This is a genomic window from Nocardiopsis halophila DSM 44494 (assembly GCF_000341245.1).
GTDB lineage: Bacteria > Actinomycetota > Actinomycetes > Streptosporangiales > Streptosporangiaceae > Nocardiopsis_A > Nocardiopsis_A halophila.
This window is the reverse complement of the sequence record NZ_ANAD01000044.1, coordinates 1-20793: the sequence shown is the minus strand read 5'-3', so window position 1 is coordinate 20793 and position 20793 is coordinate 1. Positions and strand designations below refer to the sequence as shown.

20 protein-coding genes are annotated in these 20793 nt (G+C 76.0%); 8 read left to right on the top strand and 12 right to left on the bottom strand.

The window, feature by feature from the left end; genetic code table 11:
- Entirely contained in the window at positions 1-801 is an 801-nt protein-coding gene (locus D450_RS0105290) for a class I SAM-dependent methyltransferase (protein WP_026128396.1), read from the top strand.
- Here D450_RS0105290 and D450_RS0105285 read toward each other — a convergent pair.
- Positions 765-1178 (bottom strand): DUF2784 domain-containing protein, encoded by a 414-nt coding sequence (locus D450_RS0105285; RefSeq protein WP_017537632.1) that lies wholly within the window; start codon positions 1176-1178, stop codon positions 765-767. The genes D450_RS0105290 and D450_RS0105285 overlap by 37 nt on opposite strands.
- 71 nt (positions 1179-1249) lie before the next feature.
- Positions 1250-2230 (bottom strand): DMT family transporter, encoded by a 981-nt coding sequence (locus tag D450_RS29510; RefSeq protein ID WP_017537631.1) that lies wholly within the window; start codon positions 2228-2230, stop codon positions 1250-1252.
- A 16-nt stretch (positions 2231-2246) separates the two neighbouring features.
- Here D450_RS29510 and D450_RS0105275 point away from each other — a divergent pair, with 16 nt between their 5' ends.
- Positions 2247-3686 carry an aminotransferase-like domain-containing protein gene (locus D450_RS0105275; protein ID WP_017537630.1) on the top strand — a complete coding sequence of 480 codons (1440 nt, stop codon included), beginning with the start codon at positions 2247-2249 and terminating at the stop codon, positions 3684-3686.
- 23 nt (positions 3687-3709) lie between these two features.
- Here the strand turns inward: D450_RS0105275 and D450_RS34480 are convergent, their stop codons facing one another.
- Complete coding sequence (locus D450_RS34480) at positions 3710-3976, bottom strand: nuclear transport factor 2 family protein (RefSeq protein ID WP_241483066.1); 267 nt, start codon at positions 3974-3976, stop codon at positions 3710-3712.
- A 393-nt stretch (positions 3977-4369) separates the two neighbouring features.
- Positions 4370-4855 (bottom strand): Lrp/AsnC family transcriptional regulator, encoded by a 486-nt coding sequence (locus D450_RS0105265; protein WP_017537628.1) that lies wholly within the window; start codon positions 4853-4855, stop codon positions 4370-4372.
- 106 nt (positions 4856-4961) lie between these two features.
- Here D450_RS0105265 and D450_RS0105260 point away from each other — a divergent pair, with 106 nt between their 5' ends.
- The gene (locus D450_RS0105260; RefSeq protein WP_152520800.1) at positions 4962-5966 is read left to right on the top strand and encodes a threonine ammonia-lyase; all 1005 of its coding nucleotides are present in this window, start codon (positions 4962-4964) and stop codon (positions 5964-5966) included.
- Positions 5967-5978: 12 nt separating this feature from the next.
- On the opposite strand, the gene D450_RS0105255 is transcribed toward D450_RS0105260, so the two are convergent.
- Positions 5979-7244 (bottom strand): cytochrome P450 family protein, encoded by a 1266-nt coding sequence (locus D450_RS0105255; RefSeq protein WP_017537626.1) that lies wholly within the window; start codon positions 7242-7244, stop codon positions 5979-5981.
- Between the two features lie 319 nt (positions 7245-7563).
- Here D450_RS0105255 and D450_RS0105250 point away from each other — a divergent pair, with 319 nt between their 5' ends.
- Complete coding sequence (locus D450_RS0105250; protein WP_017537625.1) at positions 7564-9165, top strand: alkaline phosphatase D family protein; 1602 nt, start codon at positions 7564-7566, stop codon at positions 9163-9165.
- Between the two features lie 111 nt (positions 9166-9276).
- Positions 9277-10788 (top strand): amidase, encoded by a 1512-nt coding sequence (locus D450_RS0105245; RefSeq protein WP_017537624.1) that lies wholly within the window; start codon positions 9277-9279, stop codon positions 10786-10788.
- Between the two features lie 170 nt (positions 10789-10958).
- On the opposite strand, the gene D450_RS0105240 is transcribed toward D450_RS0105245, so the two are convergent.
- Positions 10959-11738, bottom strand: coding sequence for an SDR family NAD(P)-dependent oxidoreductase (locus D450_RS0105240; RefSeq protein ID WP_017537623.1), 780 nt, complete (start codon positions 11736-11738; stop codon positions 10959-10961).
- Positions 11739-11791: 53 nt separating this feature from the next.
- On the opposite strand from D450_RS0105240, the gene D450_RS0105235 reads away from it, so the two are divergent.
- A complete protein-coding gene (locus D450_RS0105235; protein ID WP_017537622.1) occupies positions 11792-12148 on the top strand; it encodes an ArsR/SmtB family transcription factor in 357 nt (118 codons plus the stop codon).
- Positions 12149-12494: 346 nt separating this feature from the next.
- Here the strand turns inward: D450_RS0105235 and D450_RS0105230 are convergent, their stop codons facing one another.
- Positions 12495-13463 carry a DUF5937 family protein gene (locus D450_RS0105230; RefSeq protein WP_017537621.1) on the bottom strand — a complete coding sequence of 323 codons (969 nt, stop codon included), beginning with the start codon at positions 13461-13463 and terminating at the stop codon, positions 12495-12497.
- An 83-nt stretch (positions 13464-13546) separates the two neighbouring features.
- Between D450_RS0105230 and D450_RS0105225 the strand changes: the two genes are divergently transcribed.
- Positions 13547-14764 carry an MFS transporter gene (locus D450_RS0105225; RefSeq protein WP_017537620.1) on the top strand — a complete coding sequence of 406 codons (1218 nt, stop codon included), beginning with the start codon at positions 13547-13549 and terminating at the stop codon, positions 14762-14764.
- On the opposite strand, the gene D450_RS0105220 is transcribed toward D450_RS0105225, so the two are convergent.
- Positions 14751-15236, bottom strand: a complete 486-nt coding sequence (locus D450_RS0105220) for an anthrone oxygenase family protein (protein WP_017537619.1) — start codon at positions 15234-15236, stop codon at positions 14751-14753. The genes D450_RS0105225 and D450_RS0105220 overlap by 14 nt on opposite strands.
- A gap of 136 nt (positions 15237-15372) precedes the next feature.
- Between D450_RS0105220 and D450_RS0105215 the strand changes: the two genes are divergently transcribed.
- Positions 15373-16314, top strand: coding sequence for an AraC family transcriptional regulator (locus D450_RS0105215; RefSeq protein WP_017537618.1), 942 nt, complete (start codon positions 15373-15375; stop codon positions 16312-16314).
- A 25-nt stretch (positions 16315-16339) separates the two neighbouring features.
- Here the strand turns inward: D450_RS0105215 and D450_RS0105210 are convergent, their stop codons facing one another.
- From D450_RS0105210 to D450_RS0105195, 4 genes are all read right to left on the bottom strand, one after another.
- On the bottom strand, positions 16340-16783 hold the full coding sequence (locus tag D450_RS0105210) for a VOC family protein (RefSeq protein ID WP_017537617.1): 444 nt from the start codon (positions 16781-16783) through the stop codon (positions 16340-16342).
- 148 nt (positions 16784-16931) lie between these two features.
- The gene (locus D450_RS0105205) at positions 16932-19001 is read right to left on the bottom strand and encodes an acyltransferase family protein (protein ID WP_275041886.1); all 2070 of its coding nucleotides are present in this window, start codon (positions 18999-19001) and stop codon (positions 16932-16934) included.
- Between the two features lie 302 nt (positions 19002-19303).
- Positions 19304-20029, bottom strand: coding sequence for a tRNA-dependent cyclodipeptide synthase (locus D450_RS0105200; RefSeq protein WP_017537615.1), 726 nt, complete (start codon positions 20027-20029; stop codon positions 19304-19306).
- Positions 20020-20793 (bottom strand): AMP-binding protein (locus D450_RS0105195; protein ID WP_017537614.1); only part of this gene is annotated, 774 nt, incomplete at its 5' end. The genes D450_RS0105195 and D450_RS0105200, both read right to left, overlap by 10 nt.

Below are 20793 nucleotides of genomic sequence, written 5' to 3'. Positions count from 1 at the left end.
ATGCCGAACCTGCGCTGGGACGCCGAGCTGTACGACACCCGCCACGCCTACGTCTCCGCCCTGGGGGCCGATCTGGTCGACCTGCTCGCCCCGCGCCCGGCAGAGCGGGTCCTGGACGCCGGGTGCGGGACGGGCGACCACGCCGAGGCCCTCCGCGAGCGCGGGGCCACGGTCGTCGGCGTCGACGCCTCCCCCGAGATGGCCGAGCGGGCGGCCGAGCGCTTCCCCGGCCTGGACGTGCGCGTGGGCGACCTGCGCGACCTGGGGCTGAGCGGGTTCGACGCCGTGCTCAGCAACGCCGTCCTGCACTGGGTCCCCGAGGCGGACCGGGCCGCGGCGTCCCTGGCGGCGGCGCTGCGCCCCGGGGGCCGGCTGGCCGCCGAGTTCGGCGGTGCGGGCAACGTCGCGGCGATCGAGGCGGCCGCCCGCGCGGCGCGTGCCGACGCCGGCCTGCCCGATGCGCCCTCGCCCTGGTACTTCCCCGGTATCGCCGAGTACGCGCGGGTCCTGGAGGGGGCGGGGTTCGAGGTGACGGGGGCCTGGCTGTTCGACCGCCCCACGCGCCTGGAGGGCGCGGACGGCGTGGCGGTGTGGCTGCGGATGTTCGGTCCGCACCTGCTCCAGGGGGTCGGCGGCACCGGCGGCACCGGCGGGGCCGGAGATGCCGGGGATGCCGACGACGCCGGAGCCGTGGACGCCTTCCTTGCCGAGGTCCAGGAGCGCGCACGCCCCCGGCTGTACCGGGACGGCGCCTGGTGGGCCGACTACCGCCGGCTGAGGGTGACCGCGGTCAGGCGCTGATCGGGCGCCTCCGCGCTCCGGCCCTTCCGGGCCTGCTCGCACACCGGGGCGCCGGCCCAGGAGGCGGCCACGACGGCGCCCATCACCACGCGCGAGGCCAGAAGGTCCTCGCGGGCGTAGAGGGTGCCGGTCAGGTAGTGGTCGATGAACCCGTACCGCATGACCTCGCGGCCGCCCATGGCGCGCGCCCAGTTCTCCAGCTCGGTGAGCACGCAGGGCCAGTCGATCAGGACGATCCCGACGGCATAGGCGGCCACGAACAGGTGCGGGCGGATCGCCTGGGGCCGCCTCCAGGCGAGGAAGCCGCCGAAGACCACGTAGCCCAGGAAGAGGAAGTGCAGGAGCGCCGCGGCGTGCCCGATGAACAGGTAGAGCATGCCGCGAAAGTACGGCCGCCCGCACGGGCCGCACATCGCCTCCGGCCCCTAAGTCCCCTGAGTACCGGCACTCAGGCCCGCCCCGGTGACGGCGCCTCCGCTCCCTGCGCCTCCTCCTCTCCGGTGTCCGGCACCTGCGCGGGCGGACCCGCGCGCCTGCGGGCCGCGCGCTGGGTGACGGCGATGCACCCCAGCACCACCAGGGCCGTCAGCGGGGCCCAGGGGTTGAAGGCCTCGCCCAGCACCAGGAAGGCCCACACCAGCGTCAGCAGCGGCTGGGCCAGCTGCAGCTGGCTGGCCTTGGCGACCCCGATCAGCGCCATCCCCCGGTACCAGGCGGCGAAGCCGCCGAACTGGGAGACCAGGGCCAGGTAGGCCATGCCCGCGAGCGGCAGAGGGGCCAGGTGGAACGGCTCCAGGGCCAGCCCCGCCGCCGTCAGCGGCGCCGTCACCGGAAGGGAGGCCACCAGAGCCCAGGCGATCACCTGCCATCCGGGCATGTGGGCCGAGAGCCGGCCGCCGGCCGCGTACCCGGCGGCGCACAGCACCAGCGCCGCGAACAGGTACAGGTCGCCCGGCCCGGGCGCGCCGCCGGTGCGCAGGGCGGTGAACCCGGCGACCGCGACCGCCCCGACGGCGGCGGCGGCCCAGAACACCCCCGGCGGCCACGAGCGCGACCACAGCGAGGAGACCACGGCGGTGGTCAGCGGGAGCAGCCCGATGATCACGGCGGCGTTGCCGGTCGAGGTGGTCTGCAGCGCCAGCGAGGTCAGCAGGGGGAAGGCCAGCACGCACCCCAGCGCCACCACCAGCAGCCCCGGCACGTGGCGCCGCTCGGGCAGGCGGGCGCCGGAGGCCTTGAGCGCGGCCGCGGCGACGAGCCCGGCCAGCGCGCACCGCAGGCCCGTGGCCGTCCAGGGCCCGAAGCCCTCCAGGGCCCAGCTGGTCGCGGGGAAGGTGAAGGAGAACGCGGCGACCCCCAGCGCCGCCAGTGCGGTGCCGCGCCGGGCCGCTACCCGATCCGAAGCGATAGCGCTATTATCAGCTCTCATGAAAAAGAGTAGCAGTGTGGCGGAGCTCGCGGCATCGCTGCGACACGAGGTCGACCGCTACTCGCCCGGCGAGAAGCTCCCGCCGAGCAGGAAGCTGGTGGAGCGGTTCGGGGTGAGCCCGGTGACGGTCTCGCGCGCCGTCGCCGCGCTGGCCGCCGAAGGCCTGGTCGTCACCCGGCCGGGCTCGGGGGCCTACCGCGCCCCCGCGCCCGCGGGCGCCCGCACCAAGGGCGACACCTCCTGGCAGGAGGTGTCGCTGAGCGCCGAGCCGACCCTGGGCGGCGCCGAGCCGGTGCCGCGCAGCGTGGACGACGCCGGGATCCTGGCCACCCTGTCCTCCCCTCCCCCGGGCACGATCGCCTTCAACGGCGGCTACCTGCACGCCGGCATGCAGCCGGAGCGGGCGCTGTCGACCGCGCTGGCCCGGGCCGGGCGCCGCCCATCGGCCTGGGAGCGGCCGCCGGTGGAGGGCGTTCCCGAGCTGCGGGGCTGGTTCGCCCGCGAGATCGGCGGCGCCGAGGGGGTCCTGGACGCCTCGGACGTGCTGGTCACCGCGGGCGGGCAGAGCGCGCTCACGGCCGCGCTGCGCGCACTGGCCCCGCCGGGCGCCCCGGTGCTGGTGGAGTCGCCGACCTACCCGGGCATGCTGGCGGCGGCGCGGGCCTCGGGGGTGCGGCCGCTGCCCGTCCCGATGGACCGGGACGGGGTCCGGCCCGAGCTGCTGGAGGAGGCCCTGCGCTCCTCCGGGGCGCGGGTGTTCGTGTGCCAGCCGCTGTTCCAGAACCCCACGGGGCGGGTGCTCGGCGCCGAGCGGCGGCGCGCGGTGCTGGAGATCGCGCGCGCGGCGGGGGCGTTCGTGCTCGAAGACGACTTCGCCCGGCACCTGGCCCACGCCGACCTGCCGTCCCTGCCGCCGCCGCTGGCCGCCGAGGACGAGCACGGCACCGTGGTGCACGTGCGCTCGCTGACCAAGGCGACCTCGCCCAACCTGCGGGTGGGGGCGCTGGCGGCGCGGGGGCCGGTGATGCGGCGGCTCCGGGCGATCCAGGTGGTGGACAGCTTCTTCGTTCCGCGGCCGCTGCAGGAGGCGGCGCTGGAGCTGGTGGGGTCCCCGGCCTGGGGCCGGCACCTGCGCGCGGTCGCCGCCGGCCTGGCCGGACGGCGCCGGGACATGGTCGCCGCGCTGCTGCACGACCTGCCGTCCCTGACGCCGCCCGAGCCGCCGCGGGGCGGGCTGCACCTGTGGCTGCGGCTGCCGGAGGCGGCCGACGAGCAGGCGCTGGTGGTCTCGGCCCTGCGGGCGGGCGTGGCCGTCGCCCCGGGGCGGCCCTACTTCCCCGCCGAGCCCCCGGCCCCGCACCTGCGGCTGAGTTTCGGGGGCACGACGGGCCCGCCGGAGATCGACGAAGGGGTGCGCCGCCTGCGCGCCGCCCTGACCGAGTGCGGCCTGGCGTGAGAGGCGCCGACGGGGGCGCGGCCTCAGCTCTGGGCGGCCGGGGTGATGTGGGTGTTCACGCAGAGCCAGCGGCCCCCTCGCCGGACGAACACGTCGGTGGTCCACTCGTCGGCGTCGATGCGGTTCCCCCGGTAGTGGGCCGTGTTGACGATTCTGGCGGTGGAGACCGCGGTGCCGTCCAGCAGCAGGACCTGCGGCTCGGTCACCGGCTCCATCATCGAGTGGGTCAGGTCCCCGGAGGCGATGTGTCCGAGGAACTGGCTCCGGGTGGCGATGCCGGTCTCGGACACGAGGGTCCACTCCTCGGCCAGGAACATCGCGATCCGCTCGGCGTCGTTGGACAGGATCGCGCCTCCGTCAAGGCGTCGGCGGTGCCGAGGACGCCGGTGCGGGCGGCGGCCTCCTCGGGCGGGGGTGGCGGGTCGCCCTTGTCCTTCATGCCCCGACCCTTCCCCCGTCCGTCGCCCCCCGACACCGGTGGGCGGGACACCGGAGCGCATGCGCTCGCGCCCTGCCCGCCTCGGCCCGCACCATGTGCGCCCCTCCTGCCGCGCCGCCTGCAAGCACCGCGGAGCGGCGACTCGGGGAGCGCGCCTGCCCGAACTGCACGGCCCCGCTGATCGACGCCGAGCGGCGCGTGCTGCAGGTGCTGCTGCGCGCGGACCGCCGCGCGCACCGGGGCCTCAGGGGCCGCACGGGTCGAGGGGGACGGTCAGCCCGGCCTTGACCGCCTCGGAGGCCGGGAAGGTCTCGTACCGGCGCACCCCGAAGTCGGTGACGAACAGCCGGCGCGACACCTGCCTGTTCTGCGCGATGTCGCGGGTCACCAGGAGCACCGCGTAGTCCCACTGGCCGACGATCGCGTAGCACTGCTGCACGCAGGCCTCCGTGCGCATGCGCTCGCGGAAGGCCGCGTGGTGCTCCGGGTCGTCGTCGGCCAGGGCCACCAGGACCAGCGACGTCAGCCCCGCCCCCACCGCCTCGGGGTCGACCACGGCCACGTCGGCCCGGACCACCCCCGAGCGGCGCATGCGGGTGAGCCGGCGCTGGACCGCGCTGGGCGACAGGCCCACCTGCTCGCCCAACTCGTGCAGGGGGCGCCGGGCGTCCCGCTGCACCAGCCCGAGCAGCAGTCGGTCCAGGTCGTCGAGGGAGGGCGTGTCGCGCATGCAAGAATCTTGCACGGGCGGCGGGAAACCGGCAATCGCCGCCACCGCGTCCCGGCCTACCGTGGCGGCGTCCACTTCGAGACCTCCGATGACCCGGGAGGCCGCCATGGCCCGCACCCCTGCCGACGCCGCACCGCCCGAGGGCACCGCCCCCGTGCAGGGCGCCGACGACCTGGACCCGGACCGCATCGCCGCGGCCCGCGAGCACATCGACCCCGTCTTCCTGGACACCCCGCAGTACCGCGACACCGTGCTCGACGCCCGTATGGGCCGCCCCGTGCTCGTCAAGGTCGAGACGCTCAACCCGCTGCGCAGCTTCAAGGGCCGCGGCGCCATGCACCTGGCGGCGCGGCTGCCCGAGGCCTCGGGTCTGGTGTGCGCCTCGGGAGGGGGCAACTTCGGGCAGGCCGTGGCCTACGCCGCCCGGAGCCGCGGCATCACCGCCGACGTGTTCGTCCCCGAGCCCGCCTCCGCGGTCAAGACCGCCCGCATGGAGGCGCTGGGCGCACGGGTGCACCGGGTCGGCGGCGACCCCCAGACCGCCGCCGACGCCTTCGCGGCCGAGGGGAGCGGCCTGGTGCCGGCGGTGGACGGCCGCGACGCCGCGATCGCCGAGGGCGCCGGGACCATCGGGGTGGAGCTGCTGCGCACCGGCGGCTTCGACACGGTGGTCCTGCCACTGGGCGACGGGGCCCTGATCACCGGCGTGGCCCGGTGGCTGCGCGCGCACGCGCCCGGGGTGCGGGTGGTGGGCGCCGGGGCGGCCGCGGCCCCGGCGATGGCGCGCGCCTGGCGCACCGGCCGCGCCGAGCCCGTGGCGCCCTCCTCCGCCTTCGCCGCGGGGATCAGCATCACCGCGCCCCACCCCGAGGCGGTGCGGCGGGTGCGGGCGCTGGTCGACGGCGTGGTGCTGGTCGAGGAGGGGGAGCTGGTGCGGGCGGCGCGCCTGGCCGCGGCCGCCCTGGGCGTGCTCCCCGAGCCTGCGGGGGCGGCGGGCCTGGCGGCCGTCGCCCGCGGGCCGGAGGCCGTCCCGGGCGCCTCGGTGGCCACCGTGGTCACCGGCGCCAACGCCGACCCGGGGTTCCTCGCCGACCTGGCGCCGGAAGGCTGAGGGCGCCCCGCCTCAGCCGGTCACCGGCAGGGACCGCAGGTGGCGGGAGCCGGGCTGGTCGAACCGCTCCACGCGGTCGGGCGCCACCGCCAGGCGCAGGTGCGGGCGGCGCTCCAGCAGCGCCCCCAGGGCGACCTCCCCCTCGGTGCGCGCCAGCGCCGCGCCCAGGCAGTAGTGCGGGCCGTGGCCGAACGCCACGTGGCTCTCGCGCCGGCCGGCCGGCGCGCGGGCCAGGTCCAACCGCTCGGGGGCGTCGAAGGCCGAGGGGTCCCGGTTGGCCGCGGCCAGCGCGCACACCACCGCGTCGCCGCGCGGGATGCGCACCCCGTGCAGGAGCACGTCCTCCTTGGCGTGGGCGACGCCGGCCATCGGCGCCGGGCCGTGCAGGCGCAGCAGCTCGTGCACGGCCCGCGGCATCAGACCGGGGTCCGCACGCAGCGCCTCCAGCTGGTCCGGGTGCTGCTGCAGGGCCAGCACGGCGTTGGCCACGAAGTGGGCGGTGGTGTGGTGCCCGCCCTGGACGATGATGAGCACCATCGCCACCAGCTCGTCCTCGCCGAGCCGGCCGCCGTCCTCGTCGCGGACGCGGATGAGCGCGCTCAGCAGGTCGTCGGGCGCCCGCCCCCGCTCAGCGAGCGCGCGCCGGTCGGCGACGGCCTCCAGCACCGCGTCGACCATCCCGGTGAGGGATTCGCCGTAGCGCTCCGGCTCGCCCCCGGCGATGGCGTGCATCCACGCGCGCCACCGGGGCCGCTGCTCCTCCCCGATGCCGACGAGCTCGCAGATGACGTTGCCCGAGACCGGGAAGCCGAAGTCCCACAGGACGTCGAAGCCCTCCCGGCCCTCCAGCCCGTCCAGGACGCCCCCGACGATGCCCTGGATGCGCGGGCGCAGGTCGTTGACCCTGCGCACGGTGAAGGCGCGGGAGACGAGCTTGCGCAGCCGCGCGTGGTCGGCGCCGTCGGTGGTGAGCAGGCCGTCCATGTAGCGCTTGTAGTCCTCGGGGACGCCGAAGGCGCTCACCATCTGGTCGAGGACGCCCGCGCCCTCCAGGCCGGGGACGCCGGCCGCGTCGCGCACGAAGCGCGGGTCGTTGAGCACGTCGCGCACGACCTCGTACCGGGTGGCCATCCACGTCGTGTAGTCCACGCCGGGGAAGGCGATGCGCACCAGCGGCGCGCGGTCGCGCATGCGGGCGTAGGAGCCCGGGATGTCGTCCATGAACCCGGGGGAGCCCAGGTCGAAGACGGCGTCGGAGGGGGTCGGGGAAGCGGTCATGGTCGCCTCGCAATGCGGTGGGTGTGCGGCGGGTGGTCCGCCTCCGCCAACACTACGTTATGTTCAGAAATTTCTGAAGACTGGAAACATCAGGAAGGCGTGAAAAGGAGGCGTGTCCACGGCCCCCGCCCGACCTGAAGCGGCCATCCGCCACCGGGCCGCTCACCTGGGAAGAGACAGCGCGTCACCGTGCGGTCACCGATGAGGGACCAACGTTCATCGCGTGATGGTTGGGGCGCGTGCCCCCGGCATGTCCTCATGGACCACGGTCCGGTCCGCCCCCAGGGGCGGACGCTCGATGAGTCCGAGGAGACCGTGAATGTCGGACGTCCCCCTTTCCCCATCCCCCTCCTCCCCCTCCGCCTCTGAGGCCGGCCGGCACCGCGCCACCCGCCGCGGCGTCCTGCTCGGCGGTGCCGCCGCCATGGGCGCCGCGGCGATCGACGCGCTCACCCCCGCCCCTGCGCACGCCGGCCGCGGCCGCCTGCACGACCCCTTCACCCTCGGCGTGGCCTCGGGCGATCCGCTCCCCGACGGCGTGGTCCTGTGGACCCGCCTGGCCCCCGAGCCGCTGGCCGAGAGCGGGCTGGGCGGCATGCCCGAGCGCCGGTTCCAGGTGCAGTGGCAGATCTCCGAGGACGAGCGGTTCAGACGCATCACCGCCGCCGGCACCTGCACGGCCTCCCCCGAGTCGGCCCACGCGGTGCACGTGGAGGTCTCGGGTCTGCGCCCCGGGGCCGACTACTTCTACCGCTTCCGGGTACAGGGCCACCTCAGCCCCGTCGGCCGCACCCGCACCGCCCCCGCGCCCGGTTCGAGCCCCGACCGGTTCTCCTTCGCCTTCGCCAGCTGCCAGAGCTACACCAACGGCCACTACACCGCCCAGGCGCACCTGGCCCGGGAGGACCTGGACCTGGTGGTCTTCCTCGGCGACTACATCTACGAGTACGGCGAGGAGGGCGACCTGGGCCGCCCCCACATCCCCTCCTGGGAGACGGTCTCGCTGTCCGACTACCGGATCCGCCACGCCCAGTACAAGAGCGACCCCGACCTGCAGGCCGCGCACGCCGCCTTCCCCTGGGCGCTGGTCTTCGACGACCACGAGGTCGACAACAACTGGGCCGACGACATCCCCGAGAACGGGGGCGACCCCCAGGAGTTCCTGCGCAGGCGCGCCGCCGCCTTCCGGGCCTACTACGAGAACATGCCCCTGCGCCGGGCCCAGCGCCCCCGGGGGGCCGACGTGCAGATGTTCCGGCGCCTGACCTTCGGCGACCTGGTGGACCTGCACCTGCTCGACACCCGCCAGTACCGCAGCGACCAGGTCGGCGACCCCCAGCACGACGACCCCGACCGCACCCTGCTGGGCGAGCGCCAGCGCCGGTGGCTCTTCGACGGCCTGAACGGGCCCACCGCGCGCTGGAACGTGCTGGGGCAGCAGGTGTTCTTCAGTCAGCGCGACTTCGTGGAGGGGCCGGCGACCAACTTCAGCAACGACGCCTGGGACGGCTACCGGTACGAGCGCGACCGCGTCCGCGACGTCCTCGCCTCGGGCCCCTCCAACCCCGTGGTGATCACCGGGGACGTGCACGCCAACTACCTGTGCGACGTCAAGGCCGACTTCGACGACCCCGACTCGGCGACCGTGGCCACCGAGCTGGTCGGCACCTCCTTCACCAGCGGCGGCGACGGAACCGACCAGAACCCCGGCGACGCCGTGCAGCTGCAGGAGAACCCGCACATCCGGATGATCAACCGCCGCCGGGGCTACGTGCGCAACACCGTCACCCCGAGCGAGTGGACCGCCGACTACCGCGTCGTCGACCGCGTCTCCGAGCCGGGCGCCCCCATCCGCGACCTGGCCCGGTACGTCATCGAGGACGGCCGCCCCGGCGCGGTCGACCCCGGGCCCCTCCCCTGAGCCCCTGCCCCTCGAGCCCCTGGGCGCGTGCGGCGCGCGGGCCGCAGGCCCGCGCGCCACGCCGCCCCGATGCACGAGAACAGGTTCCACCCGGGGTGCTAGGTTCCCTGCATGCGTGTGGACGAGTACCTGGAACACGATGCCGTCGGACTGGCCGGACTGATCCGCGAGGGACAGGTGGGGGCCGCGGACGTGCTGGACGCCGCCGTCGCCCGGTGCGAGCAGGTCGACCCCCTGCTCAACGCGGTCGTCCGGCCGATGTACGAGGAGGCGCGGCGGCGCGTCGCCCGCCCCCTGGACGGACCCCTGGCCGGGGTCCCCTTCCTGCTGAAGGACCTGTTCCAGGACTACGCAGGTGTGCCCACCTCGGCCGGGTGCCGCGCCCTGAGGGAGCTGCCCGCGCCCCGCCACGCCGAGGTGGTGCGCCGGTGGCTGGACGCCGGCCTGGTCCCCTTCGGCAAGACCAACCTGCCCGAGTTCGGGGCCAAGGGGGTCACCGAGCCCGAGGCCTTCGGCCCGGCCCGCAACCCCTGGCACCCGGGGCACACCCCCGGCGGGTCCTCCGGCGGCTCGGCCGCCGCAGTGGCCGCGGGCGTCGTCCCCGCCGCCGGCGCCAACGACGGGGGCGGGTCCATCCGGATCCCCGCCGCCTGCTGCGGCCTGGTCGGCCTCAAGCCCGGGCGCGGCCGGGTGCCGTTCGGCCCGGACATGGCCGAGCCCATGCACGGGGCCGCGGTCAACGGCACCGTCACCCGCACGGTGCGCGACACCGCCGCGCTGCTCGACGCGGTGGCCGGGCCCGAGCCCACCTCCCCCTTCCCCATCGCCCCGCCCGAGCGGCCCTACGCCCACGAGGTGGGGCGCGCGCCCGGGCGGCTGCGCATCGGCTTCACCGACCGCTCGCCGCTGGGCACCCCGGTGCACCCCGAGGCGGTGGCCGCCGTGCGCTCGGCGGCGGCGCTGCTGGAGGAGCTGGGCCACGACGTGGTCGAGGACGGGCCCGACCTGGACGGCCGCCGGCTGACCGAGGACTTCCTGACGCTGTGGTACGGCTCCATGGCGGCGCTGGTGGAGGGGGTCAAGGAGCAGACCGGCTGCGGCGACGAGGGTTTCGAGGCCGACACGCTGATGCTGGCGGCGATGGGCCGGGCGATGAGCGCGGCCGACTACGTGCGCGGCGCCGACCGGTGGAACACGCACACGCTGGCCCTGAGCGCGTACCACGCGCGCTACGACCTGCTGCTGACGCCCACCATCGCCGGCCCGCCGGTGGCGGTCGGGCGCCTGGACCCGCCGCGCTGGCTGCGCGCCGCCGAGCGGGCGCTGGTGCGCACCGGCACCGAGCGCCTGGTGGCGGCGACCGGGCTGGTCACCAAGGAGGCGGTGAACAACCTGACGGCGACGCCGTTCACGCTGACCGCCAACCTGACCGGCACCCCGGCGGTGTCGCTGCCGCTCCACTGGACGGAGCGGGGGCTGCCGCTGGGCGTGCAGTTCATCGCGGCCGCGGGCGGCGAGTCCCTGCTGATCCGCCTCGCCTCCCAGCTGGAGGAGGCCCGCCCGTGGGCCCACCGCCGCCCGGGGGCGGTCCCCTTCCCGGAGCACGCACCCGCCCCCGGCTGACCAGGGCCCCCTCCGCCGCCGCCCGGCCCCTCGGCCCCCGCCCGCCGTGCGCGGGAGGGCGGCTGCGGGGCCGGTCCCAGACGGCCGCGGGGAACGGCTGGAAGGCCGTCGCCACGTGGGCACCGGGCGCGGGCACGGCGCTCCGCTCCGCCCCGGAGCCGCCCCCGGGATCAGGTCAGTTCGAGGCCGCCGTCGATGGTGAGGACCTGCCCGGTGAGCCAGGTCGTTCCCGGGTCGGCGAGCCGGAGCACCCACTGGGCGACCTCGTCGGGTCCTCCGCGGCGGCCCAGCGGGATCCGCGCGGCCTCGGTCTCCTTGATCCGGGCCACGTCGGCCTCGGCGATCCCGGCCGCCGACAGGGCCTCGCTTTCGGTGGGGCCCGGCGCCAAGGCGTTGACCCGCACCCCCTCGGGGGCCAGTTCCAGCGCCCAGCAGCGTGTCAACTGCTCGACGGCGGCCTTGGAGGCCGCGTAGTGGGCGGCGCCGGGCAGCGGCCTATGGCCATAGGTGCTGGAGATGTTGACGATCGTTCCCCTCCGGTCGCGCAGGTGCGGCAGGGCCGCGGCGGCCAGAAGGCTGGGGGCGGTGACGTTGAGCGCGAACAGTGCGGCGATGCGGTCCGCATCGGTTTCGGCCAGCGGCATCATCTCGGTGGCGCCGGCGTTGTTGACGAGCACGTCGATACGGCCCCACTGGTGCGTCGCGGCCTGGACCACCCGGGCGGGGGCGTCGGGAGCGCGCAGGTCGGCGGGGTGAGCGGTGATGCCGGGGTGGTGGGCGGCGGTGGTCTGGAGCGCCTCGTGGCGCCGCCCCACCCCCAGGACGTGTGCGCCGGCCCGGGCCAGGGCGATCGCGGTAGCGCGGCCGATACCCGATCCGGCGCCGGTGACGATGGCGACCCGATCGTTGAGGTCGTCGAGGTCGGTGCGCTGGTGGTGCTGCTCGGTCAACCCGCCTCCTTTGTTCGTTGTTCGTCGAATATCGAACAAGGTAGCATGGCCGGATGAGATACGCACACCACCCGGCGACCGAGGACCTGTCGTTGCCCGAAGTGATGGCGGCGCTCAGCGACCCGTTGCGCATCGGGCTGGTGCGGGTGCTCGCCGACGGCGCCGAGCGCGGGTGGGGGGAGTTGCGGGCGCCGGTGGCCAAGTCGACGCTCAGCCACCACCTGCGGGTCCTGCGCGACGCGGGGGTGACCCGCACGCGCCAGGAGGGCACCCGCTGTTTCGTCACGCTGCGCCGCCGGGACCTCGACGAGCGCTTCCCCGGACTGGTCGGAGCTCTGCTGGGGGCTGCCGAGGCCGAGGATGTGGGCGGCGTCCACCTCGCCTCCGACCCCGGAGCCGCTCGCCGCTGACGGCGGCCGGAGACCGGCCGCCGCCCCGGCCCCGGCCGGGCGGGGCGGTGCACAGCGGGGGGGCGTGTCGGTGACCTCCGACAGCACTGCCGGAAGGCCCAGCGCACCTCTCCCCTCCTCGCTGGGCGCTGCCATCGCCGTCTGCGGAGCCGCAGGCCAATGCGGAGCGCCCGCAGCGAAGCGAGGACGANNCGGCGAGCGGCGGCCGCACCCGGCGACGGGGGAGGGCCCCACTGCCTCCCGGGGCGGCGTCGACGCACCGTGCGCCTTCCGGACGCCGCCAGAAGCCGTCGACGAGCGCTCTCAACCGGGATCGGCATGGCCAGGAAGCGGGGCCGCCGGTGCCTCAGCCGCCGCCGGTCAGTGCGGTGCCCAACGGCGTCCTCGCGTAGAGTACCCTCCGGCCGGCCCGCCAGGACTCCAGCAGCCCCACCGCCCGCAGGGCGGTCAGATGGCCCGAGACGCTGCCCGGGCTCATTCCCAGGCGCGCGGCCAGGCCCGTGGTCGTGTCAGGCTCGGCCAGCGCGAGCAGGAGCGTCGCCCGCGTGCGCCCCAGAGCCCCCGCCAGGGCCTCGGGCGGGCGCGGACCTTCCGGGGACCACAGGGCTCCGACCCCGCGCGCCGGGTAGACCAGGGTGGGCTGCCACGGCTCGTCGCTGACCAGGATCAGCTCCGGCCACACGAACACGCTGGGTATGAGCACCAGCCCGCGCCCTTCCAGGTGCAGCTCATCGGGCGCGGTCGGCCCGCGGACCGCGAGCGCGGACCCGTCCCACCTCAGGCGGGAATCGAGCCCCGCCATGAGGCGCTCGAGGCCGCCCTCGGCAAGCACGCGCACCCGCTCGGCGATGTCGGCGTCCAGAAGCGCGCGTATCCGGGGCCAGTGGGGGCGCACCAGGTGATCCCAGAACGCCCCCAGCAGGTCGGCCAGGGCGTCGCGGGTGGCAGCGGGGTCGCGGAGGAGCGGGTCGACCGCCTCGGAGGGGAGCCGGCGGCGCGGGTCGAGGAGGCACTGGCGCAGTTCGGCCTCCACCCGGGCGGCCGGGGTCGCGCGCACCCCGGCCAGCTGGTCGGCGACCGAGGTCAGCGGCCCCTCGGGGGCGGGCGTCAGGAAGTCGGGCACATAGCCGGGCCGGGGCACCAGCAGGCGGAACGTCTCCAGGTCGGCACCCTCGGGCAGGCGCGCCCGCCGCACCCACGGCAGGTGGTAGCCCTGGCGGTCCGGTTCGAGCAGGGTGTGCGCGGCGGCGAAGGCCTCCCACAGCGGCGAGAGGGCGAACCTGCACCGCATCAGGTCCTCGTGCGCGAAGTACACCCGTCCGCTCACCCGCCGCCCCCTTCGATTCGACCATAGCCGAATCCGTTGTGGGGGCGGTCGGCGCACGGCACGGTCGGGGCATGTCCACCCCTGCCCCCGCGGCCCCAGCGGGCCGCGCGACCTACCTGCGCGTGCTCGCCGTCGCCGAGTTCCGCGCCTTGTTCGCCGCCGAGGTGCTGTCCGTCCTGGCGCTGGTCGCCGTCCAGATCACGCTGTCGGTGCTGGTGTTCGAGCGCACCGGCTCGCCGCTGCTGTCCGCGCTGGCCTTCGCCCTGGGGTTCGCCCCGCAGCTGGTGGGCGCGGCGCTGCTGTCGGCGGCGGCCGACCGCCTGCCCGCGCGCTCGCTGATGACGGGGGCCCAGGCGGTCAACGCCGCCCTGGTGGCCGGCATGGCGCTGCCCGGTGCGCCGGTGCCGGCGATGCTGGCGCTGCTGGCGGTGACCGGTCTGATCGCGCCGGTCTACCAGGGGTGCCGGGCGGCCGCCGTCGCCGACGTCCTGCCCGGCGACGGCTTCCCGCTCGGCCGGTCGCTGCTGCGGATGGCGGCCCAGACCGCGCAGATCGCCGGCTTCGGTGTGGGCGGGACGCTGCTGATGGTGCTGCCGGCGCGCACGGTGCTGGCGGGGGCGGCCGCGATGATGGCGGCCTCAGCGCTGCTGATCCTGCTGGGAACGGCCGCCCGCCCGGCCCGGCGGGGCTCGGGCCCCGAGCGCCTGGTGGGCGCCTCGCTGTCCGGGTTCGCCCGGGCGCTGCGGGTCCCCCGGCTGCGCTCGGTGCTCCTGCTGACCTGGCTGCCCCCGGCCCTGGGGGTCTGGCCCGAGGCGCTGGCGGCGCCGCTGGCGCACGGCATGGGCGGCGGGCCGGTGCTGGTGGGCCTGCTGCTGACCGCCGGCCCGGTGGGCACGGTCGCCGGGGAGCTGCTGGCCGGTGCGCTCCTGGACGCCGAGCGCCGCCGCCGCTGGATGGTGCCGCTGGCGCTGGCGGTCTTCGCCCCCTTCCCCGCCTTCGCCGCGGCGCCCGGCCCGGTGGCGGCCGTCGCCCTGCTGGGGGCGGGTGCGCTGGGGTTCGGGTACACGCTGGCGCTGGACGCCCTGCTGCTGGAGGCGGCGCCGGAGGAGATGCGCGGCCGGGTGTTCACCCTGAGCTCGGCGGGTCTGATGATCACCCAGGGGGCGGGGTTCGCGGCGGCCGGGGCCGTTGCGGAGGCGGTCCCGCCGCACCTGGCGGTGGCGGCCGCGGGCGCGGTCGGCCTGGCCGTGGTGCTCACAGCGGGGCGCCCGTTCCTCAGGCGGCGCTGACCAGGGCGAACGCCAGGCACACCGCGCCCGCCGCCGACAGCGCCGTGCGCACGGCGTTCCAGCGGACCCACGGGCGCTCGAAGGCCGCGCGGGCCTGTGCCGCCTGTTCCCCGTGGACGGGGCCGACCGCGTCCAAGGCCTCGTTGAGCGGGACGTTCACCGCGACCGTCAGCACGAGCACCGCCGCCACCAGCACGAACGCCGCCCAGGCGGTCACCGCGGCGGCGCCGCCCGCCCCGGTGGACACCACCGCGGCCACCAGGGACAGCACCGGCGCGCCCAGGAACACCAGCAGGAAGGGCGGGTTGACGATCGCCCGGTTGATGCCGCGCATCGCCTCGGCGAACACCGCGTCACCGGCGGCGCGCAGCCCCGGCATCACCGCCACCGTGAAGGCGAAGAACACCCCCGCGTACAGCCCGGTGGCCGCCAGCGCGGCCGCACCCACCGCAAGTCGCCAGAACTCGGCCATCGCGGGCCTCCTCACCGCTCGCCACCGCTCGCCCTCTCCGACCCCTCCTACTCGACCGCAGCGCCCGGACACCCGCCATCGTCCAGGCCCTCACGCCCATAAGCGCGCGTCCGCCCGGATGCGCCAGACTCCCCTCATGGACGAACTGGCCGGGCTGCTGGACGGCCCGCGCGCCCGTGGGGCCTTCCTCCTGCGTGCGCTCCTCACCCCTCCGTGGTCGCTGCGCATCGAGGACGAGGCGCCGCTGACCCTGATGCTCGTGGTGCGCGGCACCGCGCACGTCCTGCCCGACGGCGGCGCGCCCGTGCGCCTGGCCGCCGGCGACGCCGCCATCGCCCCGGGGCCGGGCCGCTACACCGTCGCCGACCCGCCCGGCACCCCCGTCCGCATCGTCATCGGGCCCGGCCAGGAGTGCACCACCCGCTACGGCGCGCCGATGCGCCAGCGCCTGGCAAGGGGCGTGCGCACCTGGGGCGACGAGGCCTCCCCGACCACCGCCGAACTGCTCGTGGGCACCTACCGGGTGGGCGCCGAGGTCGGCCGGCACCTGCTCGGCGCGCTTCCGGACGTGGCCGCCCTGCACGGGCCCGAGCGCGACCCGTCCGTGGAATCGCTCGCCGCCCTGCTGCACTCCGAGACCGGCCGTGAGGGGCCCGGCCAGGAGGTCGTCCTGGACCGGCTGCTCGACCTGCTGCTCATCGCGGTCCTGCGGGCCTGGGCGGCCCGGCGCGGCGCCGACGCCCCCGCGTGGTCCCGCGCCGGCGCCGACCCCGTGGCCGGGCGGGCGCTGCGGCTGATGCACGCCGCACCGGCGCGGCCGTGGACGGTGGCGGCGCTGGCGGCCGAGTGCGGCTGCTCCCGGGCCGCGCTGGCCCGGCGCTTCGCCGACCGGGTGGGCGAGCCGCCGATGGCCTACCTGACCGGGCTGCGCCTGGCCGCGGCCGCCGACCTGCTGCGCGAGGGCGACGAGACGCTGGAGGCGATCGCCCGCAGGGTCGGCTACGGCTCGCCGTTCGCGCTGAGCACCGCCTTCAAGCGGGTGTACGGGCTGAGCCCGGCCCGGTACCGGCGGGCGTGACCCCGGACGGGGTGCGCGGCGGCGCTCAGCCGCCCAGAACCGCGGTTCCGCCGCAGTCCAGGCCCCATGAGGCCGCGAACCCCGGCCGCCGGGAGGCGTCCACGATCTCGATGCGCGCCCCGACGGAGTCGAGCCGGTGGTAGGCGAACGGGCGGCCGTAGGGGCATCCGGAGAAGTCCTGCGGGGCGTCTGCCGCCTCCAGGCGCTCGGCCTCCCGCTGCAGGTCGGCGGCCCAGTAGCCGAGGTGGTCGAAGCGCGCGCGGCCCTGGCAGTCCCACGGGCTCCCCGGCGGCCCCTCGACCAGTTCGACGAACGGGGCGTCCCCCTGGGAGAACACGATGCGGAACTCCCACTCCCCCATGGTCCGGCTCCTGGGCCGCGCCCACTGCGCGCCGGTGGCCGCCGTCAGGTCCGCCATGGCCCGCTCGATGTCGGGAACGGCGAAGCACACGTGGTAGAAGTCCACCATCGGCGCCCCTGCCCTCTCCGGTCCGCCCGGCCCACTGCTCGGGACGGGCCGACCCTAGGGCCGCGCCGCGCGGGAGCACCAATCCGGGGGCCGATGGCGGTCATCGGCGCGCCGATGACCGCCATCGGCCCCGCGGCTCTGAGCCGGCTCAGAGCCGGCTCAGCGGCTCGGCCGCCGCCTCTTCCAGGTCGGCGGCGAGCATCTGGGAGTAGGTGGCGGTCAGGTGGTGGCTGTCCCGGTAGACCAGCACGTTGCCGACGACCGCCGGACAGCTGTCGTCGGTGCACAGCCGGTCGTTGAGGTCGACCACCTCGGCGCCGTTGCCGTCCATCCCGGCCGCCATCAGCTGCGGGTCGTCCTCGGCCAGCGCGTCGTCGCGCTCCTTGGCGCAGACCGCGGGGTCGTCGGCGTTCAGCTCCACGCACTCGGGCACGCGCGCCCGCTGCGCGGGGGTGTCGGCGATGGCGACCACCGCGGCCCCCGCCTCCTCCACGGCGTCCCACTGCTCGGCCATGCCCTCGGCGATGCGGCGCTTGCCCTCCCCGCCGTCCGCCCGCACGCTGTCGGCGGTGCTGCGGGAGCTGGTGAAGACCAGGTCGGGCGCGTCCTCACCGGTCAGCCGCCCGACCACGTCCTCGTTCCAGTCGGTGCACTCCTTGTAGGGCCGGTCGTCGCGCGTCACCGTCTCGCTGGTGAAGGGGCAGGAGGACTTGGTGAAGGTGGAGACCCGCCACCCGTGCTCCTCGGCGACCTCCCGCACCGCCGGGACCCAGTGGGCGGCGTGCGAGTCGCCCACCACGGCCACGCGCACGTCGGCGTCCTCGGGGCCGTAGGCGCACGGGTCCGCGCTCCGGTCGCCGGGCATGGACTGGCAGTCGTCGTGGTAGACGCTGGGCAGGTCGTCCAGGGCGTCGACGGGCGAGGGGAAGATGTCGGCCGCGGTGTCGCCCTCGGGGGTGCTGTCGCCGATGGCCTGCGGGCCCACGTGCACCGACGGGTCGAAGTCCACGTTGCGCTTGGCCTGCACGTGGCCGTACTGCACGGCGCTGACCGTGGCGGCCGCCAGCACCGCGGCCACCGCGAACACCAGGGCCGAGCGGCCGGTGCGCAGCAGCCCGCCGGTGCGCACGGGGTCCTCCACCGCGATCTTGGTGGCCCAGGCCAGCAGCACCGACCCGGCGGCCACGGCCGCCCCGGCGACCGGGCCCAGGGAGCCGGACCCGGTGGCGGCGAGCGCGAAGACGATGAGCGGCCAGTGCCACAGGTAGAGGGCGTAGGAGATGTCGCCGACGAAGCGGGCGGGCGCCGCACTCAGCAGCCGGTAGGTGGACAGCGGGCCGCGGGTGTGGCCGGCCGCGATGACCGCGGCCGTGCCCAGCACCGGCAGCGCGGCGGCCCACCCGGGGAAGGCGACCGCATCGTCGTAGGCGGCGGCCGAGGCCACGATGGCCAGCAGTCCCGCCCACCCCAGCCCGGCCCGCACGGATTCGGGCAGGCGGCGGTGGGCGAGCACGATCGCCAGCACCCCGCCCACGGCCAGCTCCCAGATGCGGGTCTGCGGCAGGAAGTAGGCCGGGCTGGGGTCGTTCAGGGTGATCCACACCGAGCAGGCGAAGGACAGCGCCACCACTGATCCCCCGGCCAGCAGCAGCGTCCGGGCGCGGCGCAGGCGGGCCGGCAGCGCGGTCCAGCCGACGAAGAGCAGCGGCCACAGGAGGTAGAACTGCTCCTCCACGGCCAGCGACCAGAAGTGCTGGACCGGGCTCTCGGCCGACCCCGCGGCCAGGTAGTCCACCGACTGCTGGGCGAGCAGCAGGTTCTGCACATAGGCGGCCGAGGCCAGGATCTGCTTCGCGGTGTCGATCAGCTGCGCCGAGGGCAGCAGCAGGACGGCCGCGGCCCCGGTGACCGCCAGGACCGCGGTGGCCGCGGGCAGGATGCGGCGCACCCGGCGGATGTAGAAGCCCGACAGGGACACCCGGCCCTTCTCCCGCGCCTCGCGCAGCAGCAGGGTGGTGATCAGGAAGCCGGAGATGACGAAGAAGACGTCGACGCCGACGTAGCCGCCGGGGAGCAGGTCCTTGTCGATGTGGTACGCGACCACGAGCCCGACGGCCAGGGCGCGCAGGCCCTGCACTTCGGGGAAGAAGCGGCGCGGTGGCGGGGCGGCGGGGGCGGGGCTCGGGGCTGGGGGCGCGGGCTGGGATCGAGTCGTCACGGAGGTCCTTGCCTGCGTATCGGGGCCGTCACCTGGTCGCGGCGGGGCACGGCGCCCGGTACCGCCGCCGCACGGCGCGCCTCGCCGACTTTCCTGGGAACTCTCTCAGGAATGTGGATTCTCTCAGGAAAACGCGACCGTGTGTAGCCGATCGGTGCGCGTGTGCGCCACCGCCCCGCACATCGGCGCGACCGACCGGTCGGTTTGCAAGCACTGGTCGGCGCCACCGCGCCGGCCCGGAGGGCGGCCCCGGGCCCGATGACCGGCGGGCGCGGGGACGGACGGACCCGCCCCCGCGCCCCTCACCCTCCTCCGGGCTCCCCCGTCACGGGGCGGACGGTGGCATACCCCTGCCACGGCGGGGCCTTGAGCACCGAGTCGCCGGAGAACACCAGCTCGGCCAGAGGGAGGCGCCGGTGGTAGAAGTTCAGCGACGAGGGCGCCCCGAAGATGTCCGCCGAGGCCAGGAAGAACGGGAGCTCGGCCACCAGGTAGCGCATGGCGGTCTCCAGCGCCTGCCCGGTGGGCGGCCCCGTGCTGCCGCGCGCGGCGAGCACCTCTGTGCTCATCTCGGCGCAGGTCTCGTGGAGCACGGGGTCGTCCGCCAGGGCGCGCTCGCATTCGGCGTACCTCTCCCGGTACACGTCCCCGGAGGCGAGTTCGGACATCCGGTGCAGGCCGTCGGTGCCGCGCGGACCGCCCAGGGACTCCCAGGCCCGCGCCGCCCGGTTGCGGAGGACGTTGGTCTCGCCTCGGGCCTTCTTCGCGGCGCGCCGGGGCTCGTACCCCAGTGCACGGTAGGTGTGCTCCAGCGCCGAGTCCGGCACCACCGCGTCGATGCGCGTGAACCGCTCGCCCAGCCACTCCAGGAGCCCGGTCAGCACGGGGACGCTGAAGTAGCGGTTGCCCGGGCTCAGGCCGAGGACCGCGTGGTGGCCCAGTTCCAGGACGGTCCGGCCGTCCTGGCCGAAGGGCTCGGCGGTGAACACCGGGCGCTGCGGCTCCGGACCGGTCCCGCTCACGTCCACCGGCCGGTCCCGGGACGGCCGGCCTCGGCCAGGAAGCGGCGGCGCAGCTCTTCTCTGCGGATCTTGCCGGTGCCCGTGCGCGGCACCTCGCCGGGGGCCACGACCACCGGGTCGGCCAGCGCCGGGAGGCGCCGGACGGCGCTGCTCCAGGCGTCCGGGTCGAGCCGTCCGCCGGGGGCGGCCACCACCGGGACCGGTGGGCCCCCGGAGACCGACAGCAGCGCCACGTCGTGCCCCTCGGGCAGGTTGTCGACGAGGACGTCCTCGACCTCGAGGCAGCTCACACCGGGCGTGTGGTTGACCTCGCGGTCCAGCAGCCGGACGTTGCCGCTCCAGGTCCTGACCCCGATGTCGCCGGTGTTCCACCATTCGCCGTGGGCCTTCTCCTCCCAGCGCTCGGGCTCGCCGTAGTAGCCGACGCAGCGCGCCTTGGTGCGGGCGAGCACCAGTCCGGGCCGGCCGCTGGGCACGGGCCGGAAGGTCTTCGGGTCCACGACCTTGATCTGGACGAAGGAGGGCATGGGGCGCCCGACGGTGCGCGGTCCGCGCTCGGCGTCGCGGCGGCGGTTGGCGGTGCGGCGGGTGATGAAGGTCATCCCCAGGCCGCCGGTCTCCGACTGGCCCCAGGCGTAGCGCCACACGGGGAAGGGGTGGCGGGAGGCGTTGAGGAAGGTGCGGATCGTCGACCAGTGCACCGCGTCGAAGGTGCTGGCGTACATCCGCACCTTCGAGAAGGGGCCGGGGCCGGGTTCGGCGGCCAGCCC

Excerpts from the sequence above, each read along its gene's own strand:
- D450_RS0105290 (WP_026128396.1), top strand. The coding sequence starts at position 1 with ATGCCGAACCTGCGCTGGGACGCCGAGCTGTACGACACCCGCCACGCC.
- D450_RS0105285 (WP_017537632.1), bottom strand. The coding sequence starts at position 1,178 with ATGCTCTACCTGTTCATCGGGCACGCCGCGGCGCTCCTGCACTTCCTC.
- D450_RS29510 (WP_017537631.1), bottom strand. The coding sequence starts at position 2,230 with ATGAGAGCTGATAATAGCGCTATCGCTTCGGATCGGGTAGCGGCCCGG.
- D450_RS0105265 (WP_017537628.1), bottom strand. The coding sequence starts at position 4,855 with ATGCGCGACACGCCCTCCCTCGACGACCTGGACCGACTGCTGCTCGGG.
- D450_RS0105260 (WP_152520800.1), top strand. The coding sequence starts at position 4,962 with ATGGCCCGCACCCCTGCCGACGCCGCACCGCCCGAGGGCACCGCCCCC.
- D450_RS0105255 (WP_017537626.1), bottom strand. The coding sequence starts at position 7,244 with ATGACCGCTTCCCCGACCCCCTCCGACGCCGTCTTCGACCTGGGCTCC.
- D450_RS0105250 (WP_017537625.1), top strand. The coding sequence starts at position 7,564 with ATGTCGGACGTCCCCCTTTCCCCATCCCCCTCCTCCCCCTCCGCCTCT.
- D450_RS0105245 (WP_017537624.1), top strand. The coding sequence starts at position 9,277 with ATGCGTGTGGACGAGTACCTGGAACACGATGCCGTCGGACTGGCCGGA.
- D450_RS0105235 (WP_017537622.1), top strand. The coding sequence starts at position 11,792 with ATGAGATACGCACACCACCCGGCGACCGAGGACCTGTCGTTGCCCGAA.
- D450_RS0105225 (WP_017537620.1), top strand. The coding sequence starts at position 13,547 with ATGTCCACCCCTGCCCCCGCGGCCCCAGCGGGCCGCGCGACCTACCTG.
- D450_RS0105220 (WP_017537619.1), bottom strand. The coding sequence starts at position 15,236 with ATGGCCGAGTTCTGGCGACTTGCGGTGGGTGCGGCCGCGCTGGCGGCC.
- D450_RS0105215 (WP_017537618.1), top strand. The coding sequence starts at position 15,373 with ATGGACGAACTGGCCGGGCTGCTGGACGGCCCGCGCGCCCGTGGGGCC.
- D450_RS0105210 (WP_017537617.1), bottom strand. The coding sequence starts at position 16,783 with ATGGTGGACTTCTACCACGTGTGCTTCGCCGTTCCCGACATCGAGCGG.